This window comes from Microbacterium sp. 05T445, assembly GCF_056395865.1.
In genome coordinates this window covers 1,248,619-1,271,266 of sequence record NZ_JBFTKJ010000001.1, presented here as the reverse complement: position 1 = coordinate 1,271,266, position 22,648 = coordinate 1,248,619, and the positions used below count along the sequence as shown (strand labels likewise).

Sequence of the window (22,648 nt, the reverse complement as noted above, 5' to 3'; positions counted from 1 at the left end):
CAGAGCGGTGCGATCGTTCGTTCGGAACCAGATATGTTGGAATCGATTTCAACACTGTATTGTTGGCTGACCGGCATGTCAACGCGAGCCGGCGCGAGGGCGAGCGAGGTGACATGGCCACGATCTATGAGGTCGCGAAGCTGGCCGGCGTGTCACCGGCGACCGTCTCCCGGGTGTTCAACGGCATGGGCGTGTCGGACGAGAAGACGCTCGCCGTGCGCGAGGCGGCGCGCCAGTTGAAGTTCACGCCCAACCGCACCGCGCGGTCGCTGCGGCGCCAGGCGTCCGAGGTCATCGCGCTCGTCATCCCCGACATCGAGAACCCCTACTTCACCGAGATGGCGCGCGGCGTCGAGGATGTCGCCTCCCAGGCGGGGTACTCCGTCGTGCTGTGCAACACCGACGCGCAGATGGAGAAGGAGGCGACCTACCTCCAGATCGCGATCTCGGAGCAGATGGCGGGCGTCATCCTCGCGGCGGCATCCGACCACACCAACCTCGACGAGCTGATGGCGACCGGGCGTCCGGTCGTGGCCGTCGACCGCGGAACCGGATACGACATCGACGGCGTCGTCATGGCCAACCGCACCGCGGGCCAGGCGGCGACCGAGAACCTGGTGCAGGCGGGCTACCGCCGCATCGCGTGCATCACCGGACCCCAGCACATCGAGACCGCGTACGAGCGTGCGCAGGGGTGGCGGGCGGTGCTCGCGCGCCACTTCCCGGATGCCGATCCCGACGAGCTCCTGCGGTACTCGACGTTCCGCGTCGACGGCGGCCGGGAGGTCATGGAGGAGCTGCTCGCCCTTCCCGATCCGCCCGACGCCATCGTCGCCGCCAACAACCTGCTCGGCGTCGGGGCGATTCAGGTGCTCACCGAGCACGGCCTCACACCGCCGAAGATCGGCGTCGCCGTCGTCGGCTCGCTGCCCTTCACGACGCTCAGCCCGACGGCCGTCACCGTGGTGCGGCTGCCGGCGCGTCACATGGGCGTGACCGCCGCGAAGATGCTGCTCGAGCGCATCAACGGCGACGACCAGCCCGCCCGCACCGTCGTGCTCCGCAACGAGGTGCAGCCCGCCCGGGCCTCCGTCCGAGGCTGACACCGCAACCGCGGTTTCAGACCGAGCGGCGTTTCGCACGGTTGATCATGAAATCGATTTCGTCTACAGTGGACGCGTTCGCCAGACCCCAGATCGTGATCGAGGAGGATCCGATGACCGTCCGCTGCACCCTCGGTGTCGACATCGGCACGTCCAGCAGCAAGGGCGTGCTCGTCGACGAGGCCGGCGCGATCGTCGCGACCGCCACGCGGGAGCACGAGGTCTCGCGTCCGCGCCCCGGTCAGGTCGAGATGGATGCCCGCGTGTGGTGGGACGAGTTCGTCTCGCTGGCCGCGGAGCTCCCTGCGGTCGCCCGGGCGGGTGGAATCGATCCCGAGATCGTCGCGGTCGGCGTGAGCGGCATGGGGCCGTGCGTCGTCCTCGCCGACGAGCGCGACGAGCCGGTGCGCCCCGCGATCCTCTACGGCGTCGACATGCGCACGGGCGAGCAGATCGCCCGTATGACCGACGAGCTCGGCGTCGAGGCGATCACGCGCGTGGGCGGCTCGACGCTGACGTCGCAGGCGGCGGGGCCCAAGATCGTCTGGATCGCCGACGAGGAGCCCGAGGCGTACGCCCGCGCTCGGCGGCTGTTCATGCCCGCGTCGTGGCTGGCGCGCAAGCTCACCGGCGCGTACGTGCTCGACCACCAGTCGGCCAGCCAGGCCTCCCCGCTCTACGACGTCGAGGCGGGCGCCTGGCACGAGCCGTGGTGGCGCCGCTTCGCCCCCGGCATCCAGGCGCCGGCTCTCGCGTGGGCGGGCGATGTGGCGGGAACGGTGACGGATGCCGCGGCGGCGGCCACCGGCATCCGTCCCGGCACGCCCGTCATCGTCGGGACGATCGACGCGTGGATGGAGGCGGTCAGCGTCGGCGCGCACGAGGTCGGCGACCTCATGCTGATGTACGGCACGACGATGTTCCTCATCGCGACCGGTGCCGACACGCTGCGTACGCCGTCGATGTGGACGACCGTCGGCGCGTTCCCCGGGACGCGCAACCTCGCGGGCGGCCTCGCGACCTCCGGGGCGCTGACGGCGTGGCTGAAGCGGATCACGGATGCCGACTACCCGGCGCTGCTCGCCGAGGCCGCGGCGTCGCCGCGCGGCGCGAACGGGCTCGTCATGCTGCCCTACTTCGCCGGCGAGCGCACGCCCATTCTCGACCCGGATGCGCGCGGCGTGATCGCCGGACTCACCCTCGACCACACCCGTGGCGACCTCTACCGCGCGGCCCTCGAGGCGACCGCCCTCGGCGTGCGCCACAACGTGGAGACGATGCGGGCGGCCGGCGCCGACATCCGCCGCATCGTCGCCGTCGGCGGCGGGACACAGGGCGCGCTCTGGCTGCAGATCGTGTCGGATGCCACCGGACTCGTCCAGCAGGTGCCCGAGACCACCATCGGCGCGAGCTACGGTGCCGCGTTCCTTGCGGCCGTCGCGGTCTCCGAGGAGCCGCCGCGCATCGCCGACTGGAACCCGATCGCCACGACGGTGCGCCCCGACCCCGCGGCCACCGGGTTCTACGAAGAGCTGTTCGACCGTTACCAGCGCCTCTACGCGTCGACCAAGGAGCTCGTCCACGAGCTCGCGGCCGACCAGCGCCAGGTGCTGCCCGAGGAGGCGATGGCATGACCGGCGAGAACCCGACGCGCCGGAGGGCGCGCGGCATCCCGCACACCGCCGGGCGCGCGGCCTTCCCGCTGGGCGGCATCGGCACCGGCAACGTGTCGCTCGGTGCGCGCGGCGAGCTGCGCGACTGGGAGTTCGAGAACCTCCCCGACAAGGGACGGATCAACCCGTACTCCTTCTTCGCGATCCACGCGGCTCCCGCAGGCGGCGAGGCCGTCACGCGCGTGCTCGAGGCGCGCATCACCGGCCGCCGCGACATCGATGCCGGCTTCCTGTTCGAATGGCAGGCGGGCCTCCCGCGGCTGCAGGCGGCGACCATGCACGGGGAGTACCCCGTGGTCGACATCGACTTCCACGACGACGTGCTGCCGGTCGAGGTGTCGCTGCACGCGTTCACGCCGCTGGTGCCGCTGGACTCCGACGCCTCCGGCATCCCGGCCGGGGTGCTGCGCTATCGCGTCACGAATCCGTCCGCGGTGCGCGTGCACGTGACGGTCGCCGGCAGCGTCAGCCACACCGCCGGCCGCGGCGACAGGCCGTTCGGCATGCGCGCGCAGCAGACGGTGCGGTGGCGCGAGGAACTGGATGCGAACGGCGGCGGGGTGCGCGGCCTGGACTTCGGCATCCGGCTCCCCGAGGACGACCTCGGCTACGGCACTCTGAGCCTCACCACGACGGATGCCTCCACCACGGCCAAACCGCAGTGGGTCACGGGGTTCTGGCCCGACGGCCCGCGGCTGTTCTGGAACGACCTCTCGGACGACGGACTGCTCGAGCCCGAACCTCGGCTCACGCTGGAGGACCGCCCGCGCGGCCTCTTCGCGGACTCGGCGGCGCCCGGCCCGATGAGCGAGGAGGAGCTGTGGGACCGGCTTCCGCGGCTGCGCACCGGATCCCTCGGCATCGTGCACGAGCTGGCACCCGGCGAGAGCCGCGACTTCGAGTTCGTGCTGGCCTGGAGCTTCCCGAACCGCCACCGCTCGTGGCGCGGGCACATCGTGGCCGACACCCGCACCGACGAGGGCGTCGTCCGCAACCACTACGCGTCGCTGTGGCCCGACGCGTGGGCGGCGGCATCCCATCTGCATCGCGGGCTGCCCGCCCTGGAGGCGACCACCGACGCGTTCGTCGAGGCGCTCTACGGCGGCAGCGTCGACCCCGTGATCGCCGACGCGGTCGGGGCCAACATCGCCGCCGCGCGCTCGACCACCGCGTTCGTCGTCGAGACGCCGAACCCCGAGCTCGGCGAGGGCCCGGTGTTCGCGGCGTGGGAGGGCTCCTTCGACCACGGCGGCTCGTGCGAGGGCACGTGCACGCACGTGTGGTCGTACGCGCAGACCGTCGCGTGGCTCTTCCCATCGCTCGAGCGCAGCGCGCGCCGCGTGGAGTTCCTGCTCGAGACCGACGACGACGGTGCGCAGAAGTTCCGCAGCAACCGCGTCTTCGGCGGCGAGTCCTGGTTCATGGGCCCCGCCGTCGACGGCCAGCTCGGCACGTTCCTGCGCCTACACCGCGAGTGGCGGTTCTCGGGCGACGACGGCTTCCTCCGGGAGTCGTGGCCGGCCGCCGTGCGTACGCTCGAGCACGCGATCCGCGAATGGGACCGCGACGGCGACGGCCTGCTCGACGGCGAGCTGCACAACACCTACGACATCGAGTTCCACGGGATCGATCCGCTCGCCAACGGCATGTTCGCCGCGGCGCTGCGGGCGGGCGCGCGCCTGGCCGCGCACCTGGGCGAGACCGAGCGGGCCTCCGACTGGCTCGACCGTGCCGACCGCGTCGCCGCCGGGATGGACGGGACGCTGTGGAACGGCGAGTACTACCGGCAGGTCGTCGACGACGTCGACGCCCACCGCTACCAGTACGGCGAGGGGGTCCTGTCGGACCAGCTGCTCGGCCAGTTCCACGCGTGGGTCAACGGGCTGGGCGACCTGCTGCCCCGCGAGCGGCTGCGCAGCGCCCTCGGCGCGATCGTCGCCCACAACCACCGCTCCGACCTCACCGCGCACGAGAGCACGCAGCGCGTCTATGCGCTGAACGACGAGGGCGGGCTGCTGCTCGCGTCGTGGCCGCGCGGTGGTCGACCCGCGATCCCGTTCGTCTACTCGGACGAGGTGTGGACCGGCATCGAGCACCAGGTCGCGGCATCCCTCGCCTACGCGGGCATGGTCGACGAGGCGCTCGAGGTCGAGCGCACCCTGCGGGCCCGCTACGACGGCGAGTTCCGCAACCCGTGGAACGAGATCGAGTGCGGCAACCACTACGCCCGCTCGCTCGCGTCATGGGGACTGCTGCTCGCCTTCAGCGGCGCGCAATGGGATGCCCCGGCCCGCACGCTCTCGTTCGACCCGGCCGGCGACGGCCCGTTCCGCGGGCTGTTCACCGCGGGCGAGGCGTGGGGCCGCGTCGAGATCGACGGCGACGAGCTCACGCTCCACGTCGACGGCGGCACGCTGACCCTCGACCGCCTCGTGCTGCGCGGACGCCCGCTCCGCCCCGACTCCGAACCTCTGACCCTGACGGCCGGCGGGCGCGTCACCGCGCGCTCCGCCGCCGTCGCCGACCCCTCACCACAGGAGACGCCATGACCGGCTATGCCCTTCCCCCCGTTCGCGAGCGCCGTGCGGCGGCCCCGAAGACGGCCTACCTCGTCGCATCGGGAGACCTCCGCGAGTCCGCGAACGTGGCCGGCTGGCCGACGCAGGTCGAGCTCGAGGCGGGCGTCACCCGCGTGCTGAACGAGCTGGGGTGGCAGGTGATCCGCGCCAACGACGTCGATCCCGCGACCGGGCACGGCTTCATCTCGAGCCAGCGCATGGGCCTGGAGGTCTTCAAGACCATCCCGACCGATGCCCCGCTCATCGTCGCCGAGGCCGTGTGGCAGTACTCCCACCACGTGCTCGCGGGCCTGCGCACCCACGAGGGCCCGATCCTCACCGTGGCGAACTTCGCGGGGGACTGGCCGGGGCTCGTGGGCCTGCTCGGCCTCAACGCCGGCATGACGAAGATGGGCAAGGAGTACGCCTCGATCTGGTCGGTGGACTTCACCGACGACTGGTTCGCCGCGGGCATCAAGGAGTGGACCGACACCGGCCGCATCACCCATGACGCCTCGCACGTGCGCGCCCTGCCGGCGCTGCCCGACACCCCCGAGGTCGCTCTCGGCCGGGCGCTGGGCGACCAGCTCCTCGCCGACAAGGCCATCATCGGCGTCTTCGACGAGGGCTGCATGGGCATGTACAACGCCATCTTCGACGACGAGCTGCTGAACGCCACGGGCATCTACAAGGAGCGACTGTCGCAGTCTGCGCTGTACGCCGAGATGCTCACCGTGACGGATGCCGAGGCCGACGCCGCGCGCGACTGGCTCACCGACCGCGGCATGACGTTCCGCTTCGGCACCGACGAGGCCACCGAGCTCACCGAGTCTCAGGTGCGCTGGCAGCTGAAGATGTACGTCGCGGCGCTGCGCATCGCCGACGACTTCGGCCTCGACGCCGTGGGCATCCAGTACCAGCAGGGCCTCAAGGACCTGGTTCCGGCATCCGACCTCGCCGAGGGCATGCTCAACACCACCGAGCGTCCGCCGGTGCTCTCGCGCGACGGTTCGCGCGAGCTGTTCGCCGGGCGTGCGTTCCCGCACTTCAACGAAGCCGACGAGGGCGTCGCGGTCGACGCGCTCGTGACCGACCGGGTGTGGACCGCGATGGGGCTCGTGCCCGACAACACGCTCCACGACGTGCGCTGGGGCGAGGACTTCGACGGCGAGTTCGTGTGGGTCTACGAGATCTCGGGCTCGGTGCCGGCATCGCACCTGGGCGGATGGGACAAGGCCGAGGGGTGGCGTCAGGGTCCGGTGTTCTTCCCCGCGGGAGGATCGACGATCAACGGCATCTCCAAGCCCGGCGAGGTCGTCATCTCGCGCGTGTTCATCGCCGACGGCATCCTGCAGGCCGACATCTTCCGCGGGAGCGTCGTCGAGCTCCCCGCTGAAGAGACCCAGCGCCGCAAGGACGCGACCAACCCGGAATGGCCGATCGCGCACGTCGTGCTGCACGACGTCTCGCGCGACCAGTTCATGGCACGTCACAAGGCCAATCACGCGCAGGTCGTCTACGCCCCCGACGCCGAGACCGCGGACAAGGCCCTCGTGGCCAAGGCCGCGATGCTCGACCGCATGGGCATCAAGGTCAACCTCGTCGGTCGCGTCAACGGCCTCTGAAAGCGGCATCCGCGAGAGAAGGAGGACGGATGCCGCAGGACGCCCAGGGCCGCGAATGGACCGAGGCCGTGACCGACGGGCGCTGGCTGCGCCCGGCGGCGGTCGACGGTCCGCGCGAGCCGAGGTGGGGGCATCCCGAGGGCATGCAGCTCGGGCTGCACCCGCTGTCGGGCCCGCGCGGACTGCTGCGGCTGTACACGCCCTACCTCGGCCAGCCGCGCGACCGGCTGCTCAACTTCATCGCGGTCGAGCCGATCCCGGCGGGCAGCACCGAGCGCGGCTACTCCGAGCTCGAGCGCAGCCGCCTCGACGACGTGCCGGGGCTCCGGATGTGGTCGACGGACGACCCCGACGACGCGCGGCCGCGCGATCCGAGCGACCCCGCTCGCGGCGTGGTGTCGGTGGTCGACGGGGTCGAGGCTCTGACCGTCGACGTGGTGGTGGAGCCGTTCGCCGACGGGGCGGACGTGCGGGTGCGCGCGGTGTTCCGCGCCGACCGACCGCACGAGATCTCGGTCGCCGCCTACCGGCGCGAGGGATCGGCCGAGCTGACGGCCTGCATCCTGACCGCGACGATGGGCAACTGGGCGCGGCTGCGCACGCTCCGCCTGGCCTCAGGCGAAGCGTCGGCGGGCGAGCTGTGGCCGGACTACACCGACGTCCATTTCGCGCCGCACGCGCGGTTCGGGCTCGATCGGCTCGCGCGGGACGACGGCGCCGCGACGGTGTCGGCGGTCCCCGACGAGGCGGCTCCGCACCTTGCCGAGTACGCGGCGGGCACCAACGAGGGCTGGCATTTCGTCGGCGTCCCGGCGGTGCAGACATGGCGGGCGGACGACCCCGACCCCGCGTTGGTCGCGCAGGTCAACGGCCGCTTCACGTACTGGATGAGCGCGGCGCCCATCCCCGGTGGCATCGCCTTCGAGAACTTCGAGCTCGTCGAGCCGTTCCGCCAGGGCCGGGCCTTCACGTTCTCCGCCGAGCCGCTCGGCGAGGGTTCCGGAGCGGATGCCGCGATGCCAGGATGACCGCATGCGCTTCATGCTGCTGCAGAACTACGGTCCCACCGCATCGGGTGCCCCGCCCATCATGGAGTGGGAGCCCGCGGACATCCGGGCGCACATCGCCTTCCAGCAGGAGATCAACGAGCGGCTCGAGGAGCTCGGCGAGCTGATCGACGCGGTGGGGCTGGCCGGGCCCGAGGCGGCGCGGTTCGTCACCTCCGACGGCGAAGGCCCGCCGGTGGTCACCGACGGGCCGTACGCCGAGGCGAAAGAACTCCTCGCCGGGTACCGCCTCGTCGACGTCGACACGTGGGAGCGCGCGGTCGAGATCGCCGCGCTCGTCTCGGCCGCTCCGGGACCGCGCGGCGAGCCGATCCAGGAGCACATCGAGGTGCGTCAGGTCATGGGCGCGCCCACGACCGACGACCTGTGACCGCCTCGCACGACGACCCGGGCTCCGGGCCCGCCGGGCCCCCGATCGAACCGCTGCTGCGGGAGCACGCGCCGCGGGCGCTCGCGATCGTCGCCGGCCGCTACCGCGATTTCGACGGCGCCGAGGACGCCGTGCAGGAGGCGCTCATCGCCGCCGCAGAACAGTGGCCCTCCGGCATCCCGGACGATCCCCGCGCGTGGCTGGTGACGGTCGCCTCGCGGCGTCTCGTCGACGCCTACCGCTCCGCGGATGCCCGCCGGCGCCGTGAACGCGAGTCGTGGGAGGAGCACACCGCTCCGGCCGCCGACGAGGTCGAGGCCGACACCGACGACTCGCTCACCCTCGTGCTGCTGTGCTGCCACCCGGCGCTGACGCCGGCGGCGGCGATCCCGCTGACGCTGCGCGCGGTCGGCGGTCTCACCACCCGTGAGATCGCGACGGCGTTCCTCGTGCCGGAGGCGACGATGGCGCAGCGCATCAGCCGTGCCAAGGCGACGCTCCGCGCGGTGGGCGGCCGGTTCGAACCCCCGCCGGCCGAGGCGCGGCACGAGCGCACCCGCTCGGCGCTGCACGTGCTGTACCTGATGTTCAACGAGGGCTACGTCGCCAGCGAGGGCGAAGACCTCGCCCGGCCCGATCTCGCCCGGGAGGCGATCCGCCTCACCCGGATGCTGCGCGCCTCGCTCCCCGCCGACCCCGAGGTGACCGGGCTGCTGGCCCTCATGCTGCTCACCGAGGCGCGCCGGCCCGCCCGTGTCGACGACGCCGGCCGGCTCGTGCCCCTCGCGCAGCAGGACCGCACCCGGTGGGACGGCGCGCTCATCGCCGAGGGCGTCATCCTCCTCACCGACGCGATGCGGCGCCGTCAGGCGGGGGAGTACCAGCTGCAGGCGGCGATCGCCGCGATGCACGACCAGGCGCCGACGTACGCCGACACCGACTGGGCGCGCATCGCCGGCCTCTACCGGGCGCTGGCCCGGCTCACCGACAACCCGATGGTGCTGCTCAACAGCGCGGTCGCGATCGCGATGACCGACGGCGTCGCGGCGGGACTGGAGGCGACGGATGCCGCGGCTGCGGCCGTCGGCGACCACCACCGCGTCCACGCCGTCCGCGCACACCTGTACGAGCTCGACGGCGACCCGACGCGCGCGGTCGCGGAGTTCCGTGCGGCGGCCGCCCGCACCGCGAACGAGGCGGAACGGCGCTACCTCGCGGAGGCGGCATCCCGTCTCGAATCGGACGCTCGCAGCGAATCCCGAGATCTCTCGCGCGCGGATGTCGAGAACGGCGGATCGGCTCCGACTCCCTGATGAAGCCGCCCACCGGGCGGCGTGACGAAAGGAACGGACATGCCTCGCATCACCCCCAACCTGTGGTTCGACACCCAGGCGCTGGACGCCGCCGAGTACTACGTCTCGGTGTTCCCGAACTCGCGGATCACCGACGTCAGCCGGATGGGCCCGGACGGCCCCGTGCTCACGGCCTCGTTCGAGCTGGACGGCCAGCCCTACCTCGCCCTGAACGGCGGCCCGCAGTTCCGCTTCACCGAAGCGGTGTCGTTCGTCATCGACTGCGCCGACCAGGCCGAGGTCGACCGCTACTGGGACGAGCTCGTCTCCGGCGGCGGCGAGGAGGGCCAGTGCGGCTGGCTCAAGGACCGCTTCGGCCTGTCGTGGCAGGTCGTGCCCCGCGCCCTCGTCGAACTGCTCACCGACGCCGACCCCGGTCGCGCGATGCGGGCGGGCATCGCGCTGCAGAGCATGCAGCGCATCGACGTGGCCGCGCTCGAAGCGGCCGCGGACGCCGCCGCCTGACCGGCGGTGCGAGGGAGGGGACGGATGCCGCCCCCTCCCTCACGCGGCGCCGTCGGCGCATGATGGGCTCATGGCGACTCTGGACGACGTCCGCGACATCGCACTCGCACTCCCCGGCGCCGTGGAGCGCGTCGCGGGACACCGGGGAGGGCTGTCCTGGCGCACCCCGGCCGGGGGCTTCGTCTGGCAGCGCGGTCCCACCGGTCGAGATCTCGAGCAGCTCGCGGCGCTCGGGCGCACCTGGCCGGAGGGCGAGGTCGTCGGGGTGCGCACCGACGGCGTGCAGGTGAAGGAGGCGCTGCTCCAGACCTATCCCGAGCAGTTCTTCACCATTCCGCATTTCGACGGGTATCCGGCGGTGCTCGTGCGTCTCACGGCGATCGGCCGCGAGCAGCTGCGCGAGGTCGTCACCGACGCCTGGCTGCTCAAGGTCACCAAGCGCGTCGCGAACGAATGGCTCGCCGCGCACCCGCCGGGGTCGTGACCCGCGTCGCGGCGTCAGAGCCCGGCGGCCTCGTGCACCGTACGGCCCGCCACGACGGTGCGCATCACGCGCGCCGTCAGCAGCGACTCGGGGCCTGCGGAGAACGGGTCGACGTCGACGATCGCGAAGTCGGCGGACAGTCCCGCCTCGAGCCGGCCGCGCGTCGCGCCGTCGCCGACCGAGGCGGCGGCATCCCGAGTCGCGTGCCCGAGCGCCTGCGCGAGCGGGAGGGCGTAGTGCGGGTGCTGCGGTGCGAACGAGGCGTCCAGCGCCGACTTGCGGGTCGCCGCGATGTACATGTTCGGGAGGGCCTCGTGGGGTGCGGTCGGCGCGTCGGTGGAGAACGCCAGCAGCGCGCCGGCGTCGACGTACTCGGGCCACGCGAACGCGCGGTCCACACGCTCGTCGCCGAGCATCGCCGCCCAGTTGTCGTAGATCGCGGGGTCGGCGTGCACCGGCTGCATCGACGCGGTCACCCCGAGACGGGCCATCCGCTCCGCCGTGCCGGGGGCGGCGTACTCGAGGTGCTCGATGCGATGCCGCCGGTCGCGCGGCCCGTTGACCTCGGCGGCGTGTTCGAGGGCGTCCAGGGCGATGTCGCTGGCGAGGTCGCCGATCGCGTGGAGAGCGACCTGCAGCCCCGCGGCGTCGGCTGCGGCGACGACGGGCTTCGCGGCGGCGAGGGGCCAGATGGGGTCGGCATTCGATCCGTCCGCATACGGATGCCGCATCGCGGCCGTGCAGGCGTCGATCACGCCGTCGAGCACGAGCTTGATGCCGACGATCCGCAGCCACGGCGACTGCACGGCGCCCGCGAGCTCGGCGGCGCGCGCGACCTGCGCGAGGTTGGCCGCCTCGTCGCCGGTGTTCTCGACGAACCAGTGCGCCGCGACGCGGACCGGGAGGGTGCCGCCCCGGCGCGCGGAGGCGCGTTCGAACGCCGCCAGGCCGAGCTCGTCGAACGCCATGTCGACCACGCCCGTCACCCCGGTCGCGGCGTACGCGGCGAGCGTGCGCTCCACCGCGGCGTCGCGGTCGGCGTCGGTGGTCTGCTCGGCCAGGAACGACCACGCGTGCGCCTGCGCCGCGGTCTCGAACAGCATGCCGTCGGGCTCGCCCTCGGCGTCGCGCCCGATGCGACCGCCGATCGGGTCGGGGGTGTCGCGGGTGATGCCGAGTTCTGCGAGGGCGGCGGAGTTCACCCAGCACGAGTGATAGTCGTTGGCGTCGAGGTAGACCGGCACGTCGGCGACGGCGGCATCGAGCATCGCGGCGGTGGGCGCTCCGCCGGGCACCGAGTCGAACAGCCAGCCGCGGCCGAGCACGCGCGGGGCGTCGGGCTGCGCGGACCGGGCCGTCCGCAGGCGGGCCTTGATCTCGTCGACGCTGCGCGCATCGGTGAGGCCGACGCGGCCGAGGGCCTCGCCCATCATCACGAGGTGGGTGTGGGCGTCGGTGAACCCGGGGAGGAGCAGGCGACCGGCGAGGTCGACCGTCGCGGCATCCGGTCCGGCCGCGGCCGTCGCCCGGGCGGCGTCGCCCGCGAACACGACGGTGTCGCCGTCGACGACCAGCGCCTCGGCCCAGGGCTCTGCGCCGGCGGTGAAGATGCGGCCTCCGGTGTAGACGGTCGCGGTCATGCGGGAACCTCCTCGTGCCCCAGGCCGCGTCGCGACCCGTTAAACGAATGACGTTCGTTATTATGCCTCATGGAGGACGGATGCCGAGACCCAAGGTCAACCTGCTGTCGGTCGATCTCATCGCCGATGCCGCGATCGAACTTGCCGACTCCGGCGAGCGGTTCGGCGTCAACGCCCTCGCCCGGCGCCTCGGCGTGACGCCGTCGTCGCTGTACAACCACGTCGACGGCAAAGACGCCATCATCGAGCTCATGCGCGGACGCCTGTCCCGCCGCTATCTGCCCGAGGTCGTGGCGGGGGAGTGGGACGACGTCATCGTCGGCACGGTCCGCGCGCTGCGTCGCCTCTACGCCGAGCACCCCCTCATCGTGCCGCTCATCGTGGGCAAGACCATCACCGACCCGGGCGTCGTCGCCGGCTACGACCGCCTGGCGACGGCGCTTGTCGACGCGGGCGTGCCCGACGACGAGGTCCTCGCGATCGTCGCGATCGTCGACGCCTACGCGATCGGCTTCGGGCTCGACCTCGCGTCACCCGACGAGATCTGGCGTCCGGACACGCCGACCGCGACCCTGGGGCGGCTGATCACGGATGCCGAGCGCGGCGCCGAACGCAGCGACCGCGCCTTCGAGATCGGCCTCGAGATGCTCGTGGCGTCGCTCCGGCTCCGGGTGGAGAGCCGCCGCCGCTGAGCCTCAGGCCGCGGTGTCCACGCCGCGGTGCGTGCGGAACAGCTTCCAATCGGCGCGGGAGACGTCGGCGTAGGCGTACGCCCACTCCAGGATCGCCTCACCGGCCGCGCGCCCGCCGCCGACGTATCCGGCCACCGACGACGACAGCGGGGATTGGCCGTGGGCCCGGGCCAGGGTCGCCGCGCACGCGTCGGCGTACCAGAGGAAGGCCGAGTCGTCGAGCTCGTCCATGTCGAACCCGCCCTTCTTGTCGCGGAACTGGCGGACATAGAAGTCGCGCTGCGCGCCGTACGTCGTGCGCCGCACGAAACCGAGGAAGGGGTCCGACACCGACTGCAGGATGCGCTGCATGCCGACCACGCGGCCGCCGTCGCCGTACTGGTCGATGAACCGCGTGACGACCTCCGGCTGCTCGGCCCTGCCGTACTCGATCAGCACGCTCGTGCCCGCCTCCTTGCCCTGGAGGAGCAGCACGCCGTCGTCGCCGTCCTGCATCGACACGACGAAGCACCGCGTCCCGACACTGCCGACCCCGACGACCCGCAGAGCGATGTCGGAGAGGCGGTACTTCTGCAGCAGGGCGCGGATATCGATGTTGGCCGTCTGCACGTACTGGTCGAAGACGCTCAGCACCCGCTGCTCGGACTCGGCGTCGACGTGGGTCATGGTCGGCGGGGCCTCGATGAAGACGATCCTGCCTTCGTCGTCGAGCTCCGTCATCTTCTTCGCCGCGCGGGCGCCGGTGCGCTTCTCGGCCTCCTTGATGGCCGCGTCGATGGCCGCGCGGGTGTCGTCGTCGACGGCCCGCTCCGCGGCCAGGGCGTCGAAGCGGTCGTAGTAGCGCTTGAGCGGACTGCGTTTGGCGCCCGTACCGATCGCCCGTGCGTAGACGCGTACCGCATCCAGTGATGCCTCACGCACGACGGAGTCCGCGCGTCCGGTCGACTGCCCTGCGATGACGATGCTGGTGACCAGGCGCTTCACGTCCCACTCCCACGGCGCCCAGGCGGCCTCGTCGAAGTCGTTGAGGTCGAACACGAGGGTGCGCTGTGGCGACGCGTACAGGCCGAAGTTCGACACGTGCGCGTCTCCGCACGACCCGACGCTCACACCGCTGCTCGGCGAGCGGGCGAGGTCGGCGGCCATCAGCGCGGCAGTCCCGCGGTAGAACGCGAAGGCGCTCGCGGCCATGCGCTCGGTGCGCAACGGCACGAGCTCGGCGACGCGGTCCTCATCCTGCGCGTCGAGGATCGCCATCGGGTCGCGATCGTTCGTCGGCAGCTCGGCGAGCGACTCGCGAGGATTGCGCTCGCGAGCGGTGCGGCCCTCGGCGAGGTGGTCTGCGTGCGACGGCAGAGGGGCCCACGTGCGGCCGATCGGCGAGTCTTCGATCCGAGACATGGGCCCAGTGTGGCACTGAGCGGGACCGGGCCGGAAGAGCGGTACCCTGACGCCGTGACCCGCCCCGCGCAGCCCGCTCCACCCCCCGTGCTCTCCCCGAGCCTGCGCGTGCTGCTCGGCCTCGCGGCCGCCGTCGTCGTGCTGGCGGGCGTGTACTTCGCCCGCGACCTCGTGGGTCCGCTCGCCCTCGCGATCGTGCTCGTGGTGATCTGCGAGCCGGTGCGCCGCCCGCTGGAACGCCGGGGCTGGCCGCGCTGGACGGGCACCACGGCCGTCATCGTCGTGGCCTACCTCGTGCTCGTGGTCATGGGACTGCTGCTGTGGGTCGCGGGCGTGCAGTTCGCCCGGCTCGTCGCGGACTACCTCGACACCCTGCGTGACAGCCTCGACGACCTGCTGGCCTGGCTGCAGTCCGTCGGGCTCGATCAGCAGGCGACGGATGCCGCAGCCTCGGTCCTGGACCCGAAGGCGATCCTCGGGCTCCTGTCGAGCTTCGGCGGCACGGTCGTCGCCGTCGTCACGGCGCTGTTCTTCGTCGTGTCGTACATCATCTTCAACGCCGCCGACGCCGCGCGGTACCGCGACGCGGAGCGCGTCTTCGGCGCCGGGCGCCGACCCGTGCTGGCGCGGATCGGGCGGCTGAACACCGGCATCCGCCGCTACTACGTCGTGAACGCGTCGTTCGGCGCGATCGTGGCGATCATCGACGGTCTCGCGCTGTGGGCCTTGGGCGTGCCCGCGCCGATCGTGTGGGCGGTGCTCGCGTTCGTGACGAACTTCGTCCCGAACATCGGTTTCGTGCTGGGGCTCATCCCGCCCGCCGTGCTGGCGTTCGTCGTCGGCGGCTGGCCGATGCTGTTGGCCGTCATCGCGATCTACTGCGTCGTGAACGTGGTGCTGCAGGTGCTGGTGCAGCCGAAGTTCGTCAGCGACGCGGTGGACCTCAGCCTGACGCTGAGCTTCTTCTCGGTCGTGTTCTGGACGTTCGTGATCGGGCCGCTCGGCGCGATCCTGTCGATCCCGCTCACGCTGTTCGTGCGCGCGCTCGTCCTCGAGGGCGATCCCGGCGCGCTGTGGCTGCGATGGCTGTCGGGCGACCGCACCGCCACGCCGGCCGCCGCCGCGCGCGACCCGCTCGCACACTCCTGACCCTCCCCCTTCCGCACCACCGCACCCCGGAGGCAGCCATGACCCAGACCTCGCTCGACCAGGCCGCGCCCGCCGACGCCCCGGCATCACGGCGCGAGCGCACCACGGCGCGCCTCATCGACCGTTCCAGCGAGCGGTCGCTGGAATCGCTGGCGCTCGGCGTCGGGGCGACCGCGTTCGTCGTGGTCATGCTGGTCGCCCTGATCGCGTTCGGGTTCCAGTCCGCGCCGATCTCGGGGCCGGGTTCGGTCGGCCAGTTCGCCGCCATCGCGTCGGGCGTGGTGGCCCTGCTCGCCGTGATCGCGGGCCGGTTCCTCGTCCATGAGCGGGGAGTGCACCGCCGGCTGGGCGTGCTGGACTACATCGACGTCGTGGCCCTCGCCTTCGCCCACGGCGTCATCGCGCTGCTGGGCTGGACGCTGCTCGCGGTGATCCTCGAGAAGGCGTTCATCGGCGCCGAGGTGTTCGCGCTGCCGGTGCTGATCCTGTCGGGTGCGGCGGCGGCGATGACGGCATACATCGCGTTCTACTCCGCGACCCACATGGACCTGCAGCTGCTTGCGGTCGTCCTGGCCGTCTTCCTCGTCTTCGGCGTCCTGGCCAGCATGCTCACCGCGAGCGACCCGGACTGGTGGAAGGACAACCTGAGCGCGCTGGGCATGTCGTCCAACGTGTCGGCCTTCGCGTTCAACATCACGATCATCGTGGCCGGGTTCCTCGTGACCACGCTCGCCCGCTACTCGACGCGCGGCATCCCCACCACCAACCCCAAGGGCATCGGGCGGGTGCGGGTGTGCCTGATCGTGGTGGGCGTGTTCCTCGGCATGGTCGGCGTCTTCCCGGTGGACCAGTTCTTCGCGCTGCACACCGGCGTCGCGTCGGGGATGGTCGCGGCATTCGGCGTGCTGGTCATCGGACTGCCGCGGTGGATCACGGGCATCCCGCGCGCGTTCGTGGCGCTGGGCTGGCTGTTCCTCGCGGTAACGCTGCTGCTGGCGGTCTTCTTCGCCGTCGGCTACTACACGCTGACGGCCGTCGAGCTGGTGGCCGGCATCCTGGTGTTCACCTGGATCGTGCTGTTCATCCGCAACGCCGCCGCGCTCGAGCAGGATGCGCGGCAGGAGCCGTCAGCGGACTGACCCCGGAGTCTCACGCGCGAGGTCGGCGGGGGTGATGAGCATCTCACGGGCCTTCGTGACCACCAGCCACGCGGGCAGCACGATGATGCACAGCATCGGCAGCACTGTCACGTCGCCGACCATCGCGACCGCGATGAAGATCGCGATCCAGCCGTCGCGGGCGATCGCGAGCGTGAGCCCGAGGACGCCGCACGCGACCGCGAGACTCATGGGCACCGCGGGCAGGAGTGCGTGACCGATGAGTCCGGCGGTGACCCCCAGGAACACCGCGGGGAACACGCGTCCGCCGCGGAACCCCGCACCGGCGGCGATCACGAGCGCCAGCATCTTGATCACCAGGATCACGACCAGCTGACCGAGGCTGTATTCGCCCGGGTTCTGCAGCAGCTCCTCGCTCTGCTCGAGGCCCTTGAACAGCGTGATCGGGCCGCCCAGCATCCCGAGGACACCCAGCAGGATGCCGCCGACAGTGATGTAGAGGAACGGATGCCGCAGCATGCGGAACGCGCGATGCACCGGCGGCAGCAGGTACACGCCGATGAGGCCGAAGGCCGCCGCGGCGCAGGCGATGACCGAACCGGTGAGCAGGTCGAACGGCTGCGGGGCGCCGTAGGGCTCGCCGGAGTATCCGGCCCCGAACCCTCCGCCGAGCAGGTACGTGGTCACCGATCCCGCACCGGCGGCGACCAGCGGCAGGAACAGCCGATCCCACAGCGAGCCGCCGGTCTTGAAGCCGGCCACGATGCCCGTGAAAACCAGCGCCGCGGCCACGGGGGTGCCGAACAGGGCCCCGATCGTCGCCGAGGCGGCCATGGCCGCGATGATCGGTGTCGGGGCGGCCTTGGCCATCCACGCGCCGATCCCCACCGCGAGGGCGGTGTTGACGGCGATGATCGGGTTCTCCGGGCCGAGGCTCACACCGCCGGCGAGGCTCAGGATGACCGCGAGCAGCAGGCCCGGCAGCACCGACAGCTTCAGCGGCGGGGCGACCAGCTCGGTGGTCGCCGAGTCGACGCCGGCGTGACCCGGCACCAGCCACACCGTGAGGCCCACCGCGATGCCGGTGAGGGTCAGGATCGTGAAGATCCACCACGGCGCGTCGCCGCTGATCCCGAAGGCGGCGGGGGCGTTGGTCCACAGCACATCGTGCAGGAGCCCCGCGACGTAGTCGACGAGCCACAGCGACAGCGCCGACACCACGCCGATCACCAGGGCCGGCACCGACATCAGCAGCAGCTGCCGGACGCTGACGGGTGAGGGGGGTGCGGCAGGTTCTCCGGTCATGAGGGCACGATATCGGGCCGGGAGCATCGCGAGCGACGGGGTTGCGGGCGCGCCCCTGCGGCTGGGGCGGCCGGGTGCGCCACAATTCGGCTGTGGACGAGAGCACCTGGCACCGACGCACCGAGACGCCGTTGATGGTCGCGGGGCTCGCGTACCTCATCGCGTACTCCTGGCGGGTCATCGCCGACCTGCAGGGCCCGGGCCGGATCGTCGCGACCGTCGTGATCACGGTGACCTGGGCGCTGTTCATCTTCGACTACCTCATGCGGCTGGCGCTGGCCAAGCACCGGTGGAAGTGGTTCCGCACGCATCTGACGGCGCTGGCCTTCGCCCTCATCCCGGTCCTGCGTCTGGTGCGCCTGCTGCGCTTCCTCACGCGCGTGCCCGGGATGAAGACCACCGCCGGCGGCGTGCTGCGCACCCAGATCCTGGTCTACGGCGCGGGCGCGTCGATCATCCTGGTCTACATCGCCTCGCTGGCGGTGCTCGAGGCCGAGCGCCATGCCCCCGACGCCAACATCACGACTTTCGGCGTCGCGATGTGGTGGGCGTGCACGACGGTGACCACCACCGGGTACGGCGACTACACGCCGGTGACCGATGCCGGCCGCTGGGTCGGCGTCGGGCTCATGCTCGGCGGCGTGGCGCTGGCGGGCGTCATCACCGCGACCCTGGCGTCGTGGGTGCTCGAGCGTGCCTCTCGCGACCACGACGACGAGGAACCGGCCACCCGCGCCCAGGTGCGCGTCCTCATGGAGAAGATCGAGGCGCTCACCGCGGCTCACAACGGATCGAAGGGTGCGGCCGGCGACCCGCCCCATGACCACGGATCGATCGGCAACGGCGGCGACGACCGTCCCGGCGGGTGAGCCGCGGCATCCGCACTCCGCTCGATGCGAAGAGGGCCGCACTCCTCGGGAGTGCGGCCCTCTTCGTGGTGCGGACGGTCAGGCGAGCAGCTTCGCCTTCGCCGCGGCGAACTCGTCGTCCGACAGGATGCCCTGAGCGTGCAGCTGCGCGAGCTGGCTGAGCTTGGCCATCATGTCGTCGCCGGCGGCCGGCGCGGCCGGAGCCGCGGCCGGAGCAGCGGCCTGGGCGTTGGCGACGGCCTGTGCCGCCGCCTGGTCCATGGCCGCCTGCTGCTGCTGGGCCTCGTACGCCTGCTGCTGCGACTGGTCGTAGTACTTCTGCTGCTGGTGACGGGCGACGCTGCCGGAGACGGCGGTCGCGGTGCCCGCGACGACCGCGGTGCGCGCCGCCATGCCGATCAGGCCGGGGCGTCCCATTCTTCCGAGTGGCATGTCTTCCTCCTTCAGTCTGCGTTCTCAGCGAGGAACGCGTTGACGATCGGTGCGGGGATGCCCTCGCGCGCGATCACGGCGCCGCCGGCGTCGTACAGCGCGGCCGCGAAGGACTTCGCCCACAGCAGCTCGATGACGAGGATAGCCGCCGAGGAGCCGGGCTCGAGGTTCTCCGCGAGGAAGAGGATGTCCTCCTCGCCGGCCAGACCGGCGAGGTCCAGCGCCGGAGCGCCGTCGTCGACGGTGTCGGACAGCTCCATCACCTCGAGCTCGCCCTCCGGCGAACGCCGGGCGAAGACGAGGTCGAGGACGTTGACGGTGCCCGTCGCGACGAGGTCGTCGATCGCCTGGAGCACGGCAGGCCCGGGACGGTCGCCCTCGAACCCGATGGCGTAGAACTCGATCGGGCCGTAGTCGAAGGTCGTCATGAGTGTTCTCCTGTTCCGATGCCGGCTAGGACGCCAGCGCCTTGGACTTGAGGGCGTCGTACTCGGCCTGGGTGATGGCACCGGAGTCGAGCAGCGACTTCGCCTTCGCGATGTCGTCTGCGGCGCTGGCGCCGCCCGAGCCCGCCGTCTGGCGGATGTAGGCATCCTGTGCGGCGCGCAGCTCCTGCGCCTGTGCGATCGAGCGCTTCTGCATGCCGGATCCGCGGGCGATGAGGTAGACCAGTGCCGTGATGAAGGGCACGAAGATCAAGAAGATGATCCAGACGGCCTTCCACCATCCGTTGAGCTTGTCGTCGCGGAAGAGGTCTCCGATGATCGAGAAGATCACCATCAGGTAGGCGACGAAAACGAAGATCCAGAACATCCAGACGATGAAGTCCCAGAAGCCTCCACCCATGCCACACCAGCTTTCTCGACGGGACGAGCCGTCGGTATCGATTTATCGAAGGCGAAGCGGGCGTTCCCGCCCCTCCACCTTCGCAAACCGTACTCCCAAAACGGGCTGGAGGACCACGAAAAACCCGTGCCGCGTCGGACTGTTCATCGCGCGTTGTAAGGGCCCATAGTTATGGCATGACCGACGACGCCGAGCCCGCAGCATCCGTTCCGCCCGCGGCCGACGCCGTTGCGGTCGCACCGGAGCGCCCCAGGAGGTTCTCGAACATCCTGGCGGGGGTCGACCATCCGCTCGCGACCGGGTTCCTCGTCACGCTCGGCGTGCTGGGCGCGCTCGTGCTCGGCAGCGCGATCGGATCGATCTCGACGATCCTCGTCTACATCGTGCTGGCGATGTTCCTCGCCGTCGGGCTCGACCCGATCGTCCGCATGCTCGAGCGCCACAAGGTCAAGCGCGGCGCGGGCATCGCGATCGTGTTCTGCGGCTTCGCCCTCGTGGCGATCGCGTTCTTCGTCTTCGTGCTGCCGCCGGTCGTGGCGCAGGTCGCTCAGCTGGTGCAGGCGATCCCCGAGGCGGTCGCGAAGATCCCGCAGAGCGACTGGTTCTCGGCGCTGGACGCCGATACGCAGGCCGCCGTGCTCGCGAGCCTCGAGCAGGTGGCCGACTGGATCTCGGCGCCGTCGACGCTCGCCACGCTGGGCGGGGGAGTCCTCGCGGTCGGCATCGGCTTCGTGGCCGCGATCTCGGCGAGCTTCGTCGTGATCGCGCTCACCCTCTACTTCCTCGCGTCGCTGTCGGCCGCCAAGCGCGCGCTGTACGCGCTCGCGCCGGCCCGCAGCCGCGTGCGCCTGGAAGACCTCACCGAGCGCATCACGGGCTCCGTCGGCAGCGCCCTCATCGGCTCGGTGATCCTGTCGTCGCTGAACGCCGGCGCGGTGTTCGTGCTGCACCTGGTGATCGGGCTGCCGTTCCCGGCGCTCATGGCGGTCATCGCGTTCGTCATCACGCTGATCCCGCTGTTCGGCTCGGTGATCTTCTGGATCTTCGCGTCGATCATCGCGTTGTTCTCCAGCCCCACGCAGGCGCTCATCTTCTTCATCGCGTACCTGATCTACATCCAGCTCGAGTCGTACGTGATCAGCCCGCGCGTCATGAACAAGGCGATCGAGATCCCCGCCGCGCTCGTCCTCATCGGCGCGCTGGCCGGCGGTGCGCTGGCCGGGATCGTCGGCGTGCTGGTGGCCCTGCCGGTGATGGCCTCGATCCTGCTCATCATCCGAGAGGTGGTCGTGCCGCGTCAGAACCTCAAGGTCTGACGCGAGCGGATGCCGGGGGCCCCGGCATCCGATCCTCCTTCTCGGCGTCGCGTGGGCCGTCGCGGCGGCCGCGTGCCCGAGTTGCGGCCATGTGCCGAGCTGCGGAGCGAAGGCGGGGGGTCGCTCCGCAGGCCGGCACGATCCCTCATGTCGGGACCTAGGCGGACCTCGATTCGGGACTGGACGGCGAAGCCCGCGGGTCAACGGGCGAGGTGCAAGCCCTGCGCCACCGCATTCATCACGAGCTGCTGCACCGACGGCCAGTCGTCCATGATCTGGCGATACCCGACACGGATCACGTGGTAGCCGCGGAGCATGAGTTCGGCGTCGTGTCGATTGTCCGACTCGCGTTGCGCGTCGACGTGGTGTCCGCCGTCGATCTGCAGCACCAGGCGTTCACCGATGAGGAAGTCGACCCGATGCCCGTACAGCCACGCCTGATTGATGATTCGCAGGCCGAGCCAGCGCAGACGGTGCCGAAGGATCGTCTCGAGACCGGAGTCGGCGAAGGGCGTGCACGCTCCCAGCAGCTCGCGGGCGACGGCGGGCAGACGCAATCGCGCGAGCAGGTCGCGGTCGATCAGCCCCTTCCGGAGGGCGGAATCCCAGGTCGCGAGTGCCTGCTCGAAGGGCCGGCACCGGGCGATGGTGACCAGCGTGTTCTCGATCCCGTCCTCGAGGGCATGAGGTGGGCGGGGAAGGACGGGCGTGAACCAGTGGGCGACGGCCTTGGGAAAGAGGGTCCGGGGGTCCGCTTCGATCCGCACGCCGCCAGAACGCGGCGGCGCGTTCACGTGGGGCCGCTCGGTGTCGCCATGGATCCACAAGCCGAGCCGCTCGGCGCGCGTGATGCACCCGAGCACGACTCCGGCCCGCGCCGCTGACAGGAGAAGTGGGTCGGCATCGGGCAGCGCCAGCCATGACCGGCGTATGCGGATCAACGAGCCGGCGGCGACCGCGCCTTGCAGCTCGCGTTTGGTGGCGCCTGTTCGGAGCAGCTCCGGCTGCCGGGCGATCCCGCCACTGTCGCGCACGATCGCGTGCCACGCACTCTCCATCTTCACGGATCGAGCGTCGCGCCGTGCCGTCAGCGGCAGGTCTGCGAGGCCGAGACTGTGGACGCCGCGCGATCCATGAACGGGGTGGAGGAGCCTCGTCGGAGCCGAAGGCCGCAATCCGTGCT

The 22,648-nt window shown here is 71.4% G+C and carries 21 protein-coding genes; 14 read left to right on the top strand and 7 right to left on the bottom strand.

Translation table 11 applies throughout. The annotated features are described in order from the left end of the window. Window positions 1–113 precede the first annotated feature (113 nt). The 9 genes from AC1DDU_RS06145 to AC1DDU_RS06105 all read left to right on the top strand — a co-directional run bounded on the left by AC1DDU_RS06145 (window position 114) and on the right by AC1DDU_RS06105 (window position 10,697). A complete protein-coding gene (locus AC1DDU_RS06145; RefSeq protein WP_477432141.1) occupies window positions 114–1,103 on the top strand; it encodes a LacI family DNA-binding transcriptional regulator in 990 nt (329 codons plus the stop codon). A 113-nt stretch (window positions 1,104–1,216) separates the two neighbouring features. Beyond that, entirely contained in the window at window positions 1,217–2,737 is a 1,521-nt protein-coding gene (locus AC1DDU_RS06140; RefSeq protein ID WP_477432139.1) for an FGGY-family carbohydrate kinase, read from the top strand. Then, window positions 2,734–5,325 carry a GH116 family glycosyl-hydrolase gene (locus AC1DDU_RS06135; protein WP_477432137.1) on the top strand — a complete coding sequence of 864 codons (2,592 nt, stop codon included), beginning with the start codon at window positions 2,734–2,736 and terminating at the stop codon, window positions 5,323–5,325. Before AC1DDU_RS06140 ends, AC1DDU_RS06135 begins: the two co-directional genes overlap by 4 nt. Continuing rightward, entirely contained in the window at window positions 5,322–6,959 is a 1,638-nt protein-coding gene (locus AC1DDU_RS06130; RefSeq protein WP_477432135.1) for a fucose isomerase, read from the top strand. Before AC1DDU_RS06135 ends, AC1DDU_RS06130 begins: the two co-directional genes overlap by 4 nt. A 29-nt stretch (window positions 6,960–6,988) precedes the next feature. Continuing rightward, window positions 6,989–7,987, top strand: a complete 999-nt coding sequence (locus AC1DDU_RS06125) for a hypothetical protein (protein ID WP_477432133.1) — start codon at window positions 6,989–6,991, stop codon at window positions 7,985–7,987. A 4-nt stretch (window positions 7,988–7,991) separates the two neighbouring features. Further along, entirely contained in the window at window positions 7,992–8,396 is a 405-nt protein-coding gene (locus AC1DDU_RS06120) for a YciI family protein (RefSeq protein WP_477432132.1), read from the top strand. Further along, window positions 8,393–9,709 carry an RNA polymerase sigma factor gene (locus AC1DDU_RS06115; RefSeq protein ID WP_477432130.1) on the top strand — a complete coding sequence of 439 codons (1,317 nt, stop codon included), beginning with the start codon at window positions 8,393–8,395 and terminating at the stop codon, window positions 9,707–9,709. Before AC1DDU_RS06120 ends, AC1DDU_RS06115 begins: the two co-directional genes overlap by 4 nt. 39 nt (window positions 9,710–9,748) lie before the next feature. Beyond that, window positions 9,749–10,213: a VOC family protein gene (locus tag AC1DDU_RS06110; protein ID WP_477432128.1), complete on the top strand. Its 465-nt coding sequence runs from the start codon at window positions 9,749–9,751 to the stop codon at window positions 10,211–10,213. Between the two features lie 70 nt (window positions 10,214–10,283). Then, a complete protein-coding gene (locus AC1DDU_RS06105) occupies window positions 10,284–10,697 on the top strand; it encodes an MmcQ/YjbR family DNA-binding protein (protein ID WP_477432126.1) in 414 nt (137 codons plus the stop codon). Between the two features lie 14 nt (window positions 10,698–10,711). Here the strand turns inward: AC1DDU_RS06105 and AC1DDU_RS06100 are convergent, their stop codons facing one another. Next, complete coding sequence (locus tag AC1DDU_RS06100; RefSeq protein WP_477432124.1) at window positions 10,712–12,337, bottom strand: amidohydrolase; 1,626 nt, start codon at window positions 12,335–12,337, stop codon at window positions 10,712–10,714. 80 nt (window positions 12,338–12,417) lie between these two features. Here AC1DDU_RS06100 and AC1DDU_RS06095 point away from each other — a divergent pair, with 80 nt between their 5' ends. After that, a complete protein-coding gene (locus tag AC1DDU_RS06095) occupies window positions 12,418–13,029 on the top strand; it encodes a TetR/AcrR family transcriptional regulator (protein WP_477432122.1) in 612 nt (203 codons plus the stop codon). 3 nt (window positions 13,030–13,032) lie between these two features. On the opposite strand, the gene AC1DDU_RS06090 is transcribed toward AC1DDU_RS06095, so the two are convergent. Then, on the bottom strand, window positions 13,033–14,430 hold the full coding sequence (locus AC1DDU_RS06090; protein ID WP_477432120.1) for a DUF2252 domain-containing protein: 1,398 nt from the start codon (window positions 14,428–14,430) through the stop codon (window positions 13,033–13,035). A 54-nt stretch (window positions 14,431–14,484) separates the two neighbouring features. Between AC1DDU_RS06090 and AC1DDU_RS06085 the strand changes: the two genes are divergently transcribed. Both AC1DDU_RS06085 and AC1DDU_RS06080 read left to right on the top strand, forming a co-directional pair. After that, a complete protein-coding gene (locus AC1DDU_RS06085; RefSeq protein ID WP_477432118.1) occupies window positions 14,485–15,579 on the top strand; it encodes an AI-2E family transporter in 1,095 nt (364 codons plus the stop codon). 38 nt (window positions 15,580–15,617) lie between these two features. After that, window positions 15,618–16,718 carry a DUF998 domain-containing protein gene (locus AC1DDU_RS06080; RefSeq protein WP_477432116.1) on the top strand — a complete coding sequence of 367 codons (1,101 nt, stop codon included), beginning with the start codon at window positions 15,618–15,620 and terminating at the stop codon, window positions 16,716–16,718. Here the strand turns inward: AC1DDU_RS06080 and AC1DDU_RS06075 are convergent. Continuing rightward, entirely contained in the window at window positions 16,707–18,002 is a 1,296-nt protein-coding gene (locus AC1DDU_RS06075; protein WP_477432114.1) for an ion channel protein, read from the bottom strand. The two genes, AC1DDU_RS06080 and AC1DDU_RS06075, sit on opposite strands and share 12 nt — an antisense overlap. Before the next feature lie 92 nt (window positions 18,003–18,094). Between AC1DDU_RS06075 and AC1DDU_RS06070 the strand changes: the two genes are divergently transcribed. Continuing rightward, entirely contained in the window at window positions 18,095–18,871 is a 777-nt protein-coding gene (locus AC1DDU_RS06070; RefSeq protein ID WP_477432112.1) for a potassium channel family protein, read from the top strand. 78 nt (window positions 18,872–18,949) lie between these two features. Here the strand turns inward: AC1DDU_RS06070 and AC1DDU_RS06065 are convergent, their stop codons facing one another. From AC1DDU_RS06065 to AC1DDU_RS06055, 3 genes are read right to left on the bottom strand one after another with little or no spacing between them, the layout of a single operon-like run. Beyond that, complete coding sequence (locus AC1DDU_RS06065) at window positions 18,950–19,288, bottom strand: SHOCT domain-containing protein (RefSeq protein ID WP_477433442.1); 339 nt, start codon at window positions 19,286–19,288, stop codon at window positions 18,950–18,952. A 26-nt stretch (window positions 19,289–19,314) separates the two neighbouring features. Beyond that, a complete protein-coding gene (locus tag AC1DDU_RS06060) occupies window positions 19,315–19,731 on the bottom strand; it encodes a DUF6325 family protein (protein ID WP_477432110.1) in 417 nt (138 codons plus the stop codon). Window positions 19,732–19,756: 25 nt separating this feature from the next. Next, on the bottom strand, window positions 19,757–20,149 hold the full coding sequence (locus AC1DDU_RS06055) for an SHOCT domain-containing protein (protein WP_477432108.1): 393 nt from the start codon (window positions 20,147–20,149) through the stop codon (window positions 19,757–19,759). Window positions 20,150–20,325: 176 nt separating this feature from the next. Between AC1DDU_RS06055 and AC1DDU_RS06050 the strand changes: the two genes are divergently transcribed. Beyond that, window positions 20,326–21,465, top strand: coding sequence for an AI-2E family transporter (locus AC1DDU_RS06050; protein WP_477432106.1), 1,140 nt, complete (start codon window positions 20,326–20,328; stop codon window positions 21,463–21,465). 200 nt (window positions 21,466–21,665) lie between these two features. On the opposite strand, the gene AC1DDU_RS06045 is transcribed toward AC1DDU_RS06050, so the two are convergent. After that, window positions 21,666–22,523, bottom strand: coding sequence for an endonuclease domain-containing protein (locus AC1DDU_RS06045; protein WP_477433440.1), 858 nt, complete (start codon window positions 22,521–22,523; stop codon window positions 21,666–21,668). Window positions 22,524–22,648 lie beyond the last annotated feature (125 nt).

Coding starts and splice junctions, on each gene's coding strand:
- AC1DDU_RS06145 (WP_477432141.1), top strand. CDS start 114: ATGGCCACGATCTATGAGGTCGCGAAGCTGGCCGGCGTGTCACCGGCG.
- AC1DDU_RS06140 (WP_477432139.1), top strand. CDS start 1,217: ATGACCGTCCGCTGCACCCTCGGTGTCGACATCGGCACGTCCAGCAGC.
- AC1DDU_RS06135 (WP_477432137.1), top strand. CDS start 2,734: ATGACCGGCGAGAACCCGACGCGCCGGAGGGCGCGCGGCATCCCGCAC.
- AC1DDU_RS06130 (WP_477432135.1), top strand. CDS start 5,322: ATGACCGGCTATGCCCTTCCCCCCGTTCGCGAGCGCCGTGCGGCGGCC.
- AC1DDU_RS06125 (WP_477432133.1), top strand. CDS start 6,989: ATGCCGCAGGACGCCCAGGGCCGCGAATGGACCGAGGCCGTGACCGAC.
- AC1DDU_RS06120 (WP_477432132.1), top strand. CDS start 7,992: ATGCGCTTCATGCTGCTGCAGAACTACGGTCCCACCGCATCGGGTGCC.
- AC1DDU_RS06110 (WP_477432128.1), top strand. CDS start 9,749: ATGCCTCGCATCACCCCCAACCTGTGGTTCGACACCCAGGCGCTGGAC.
- AC1DDU_RS06105 (WP_477432126.1), top strand. CDS start 10,284: ATGGCGACTCTGGACGACGTCCGCGACATCGCACTCGCACTCCCCGGC.
- AC1DDU_RS06100 (WP_477432124.1), bottom strand. CDS start 12,337: ATGACCGCGACCGTCTACACCGGAGGCCGCATCTTCACCGCCGGCGCA.
- AC1DDU_RS06095 (WP_477432122.1), top strand. CDS start 12,418: ATGCCGAGACCCAAGGTCAACCTGCTGTCGGTCGATCTCATCGCCGAT.
- AC1DDU_RS06090 (WP_477432120.1), bottom strand. CDS start 14,430: ATGTCTCGGATCGAAGACTCGCCGATCGGCCGCACGTGGGCCCCTCTG.
- AC1DDU_RS06080 (WP_477432116.1), top strand. CDS start 15,618: ATGACCCAGACCTCGCTCGACCAGGCCGCGCCCGCCGACGCCCCGGCA.
- AC1DDU_RS06075 (WP_477432114.1), bottom strand. CDS start 18,002: ATGACCGGAGAACCTGCCGCACCCCCCTCACCCGTCAGCGTCCGGCAG.
- AC1DDU_RS06065 (WP_477433442.1), bottom strand. CDS start 19,288: ATGGGACGCCCCGGCCTGATCGGCATGGCGGCGCGCACCGCGGTCGTC.
- AC1DDU_RS06060 (WP_477432110.1), bottom strand. CDS start 19,731: ATGACGACCTTCGACTACGGCCCGATCGAGTTCTACGCCATCGGGTTC.
- AC1DDU_RS06055 (WP_477432108.1), bottom strand. CDS start 20,149: ATGGGTGGAGGCTTCTGGGACTTCATCGTCTGGATGTTCTGGATCTTC.
- AC1DDU_RS06050 (WP_477432106.1), top strand. CDS start 20,326: ATGACCGACGACGCCGAGCCCGCAGCATCCGTTCCGCCCGCGGCCGAC.
- AC1DDU_RS06045 (WP_477433440.1), bottom strand. CDS start 22,523: ATGGAGAGTGCGTGGCACGCGATCGTGCGCGACAGTGGCGGGATCGCC.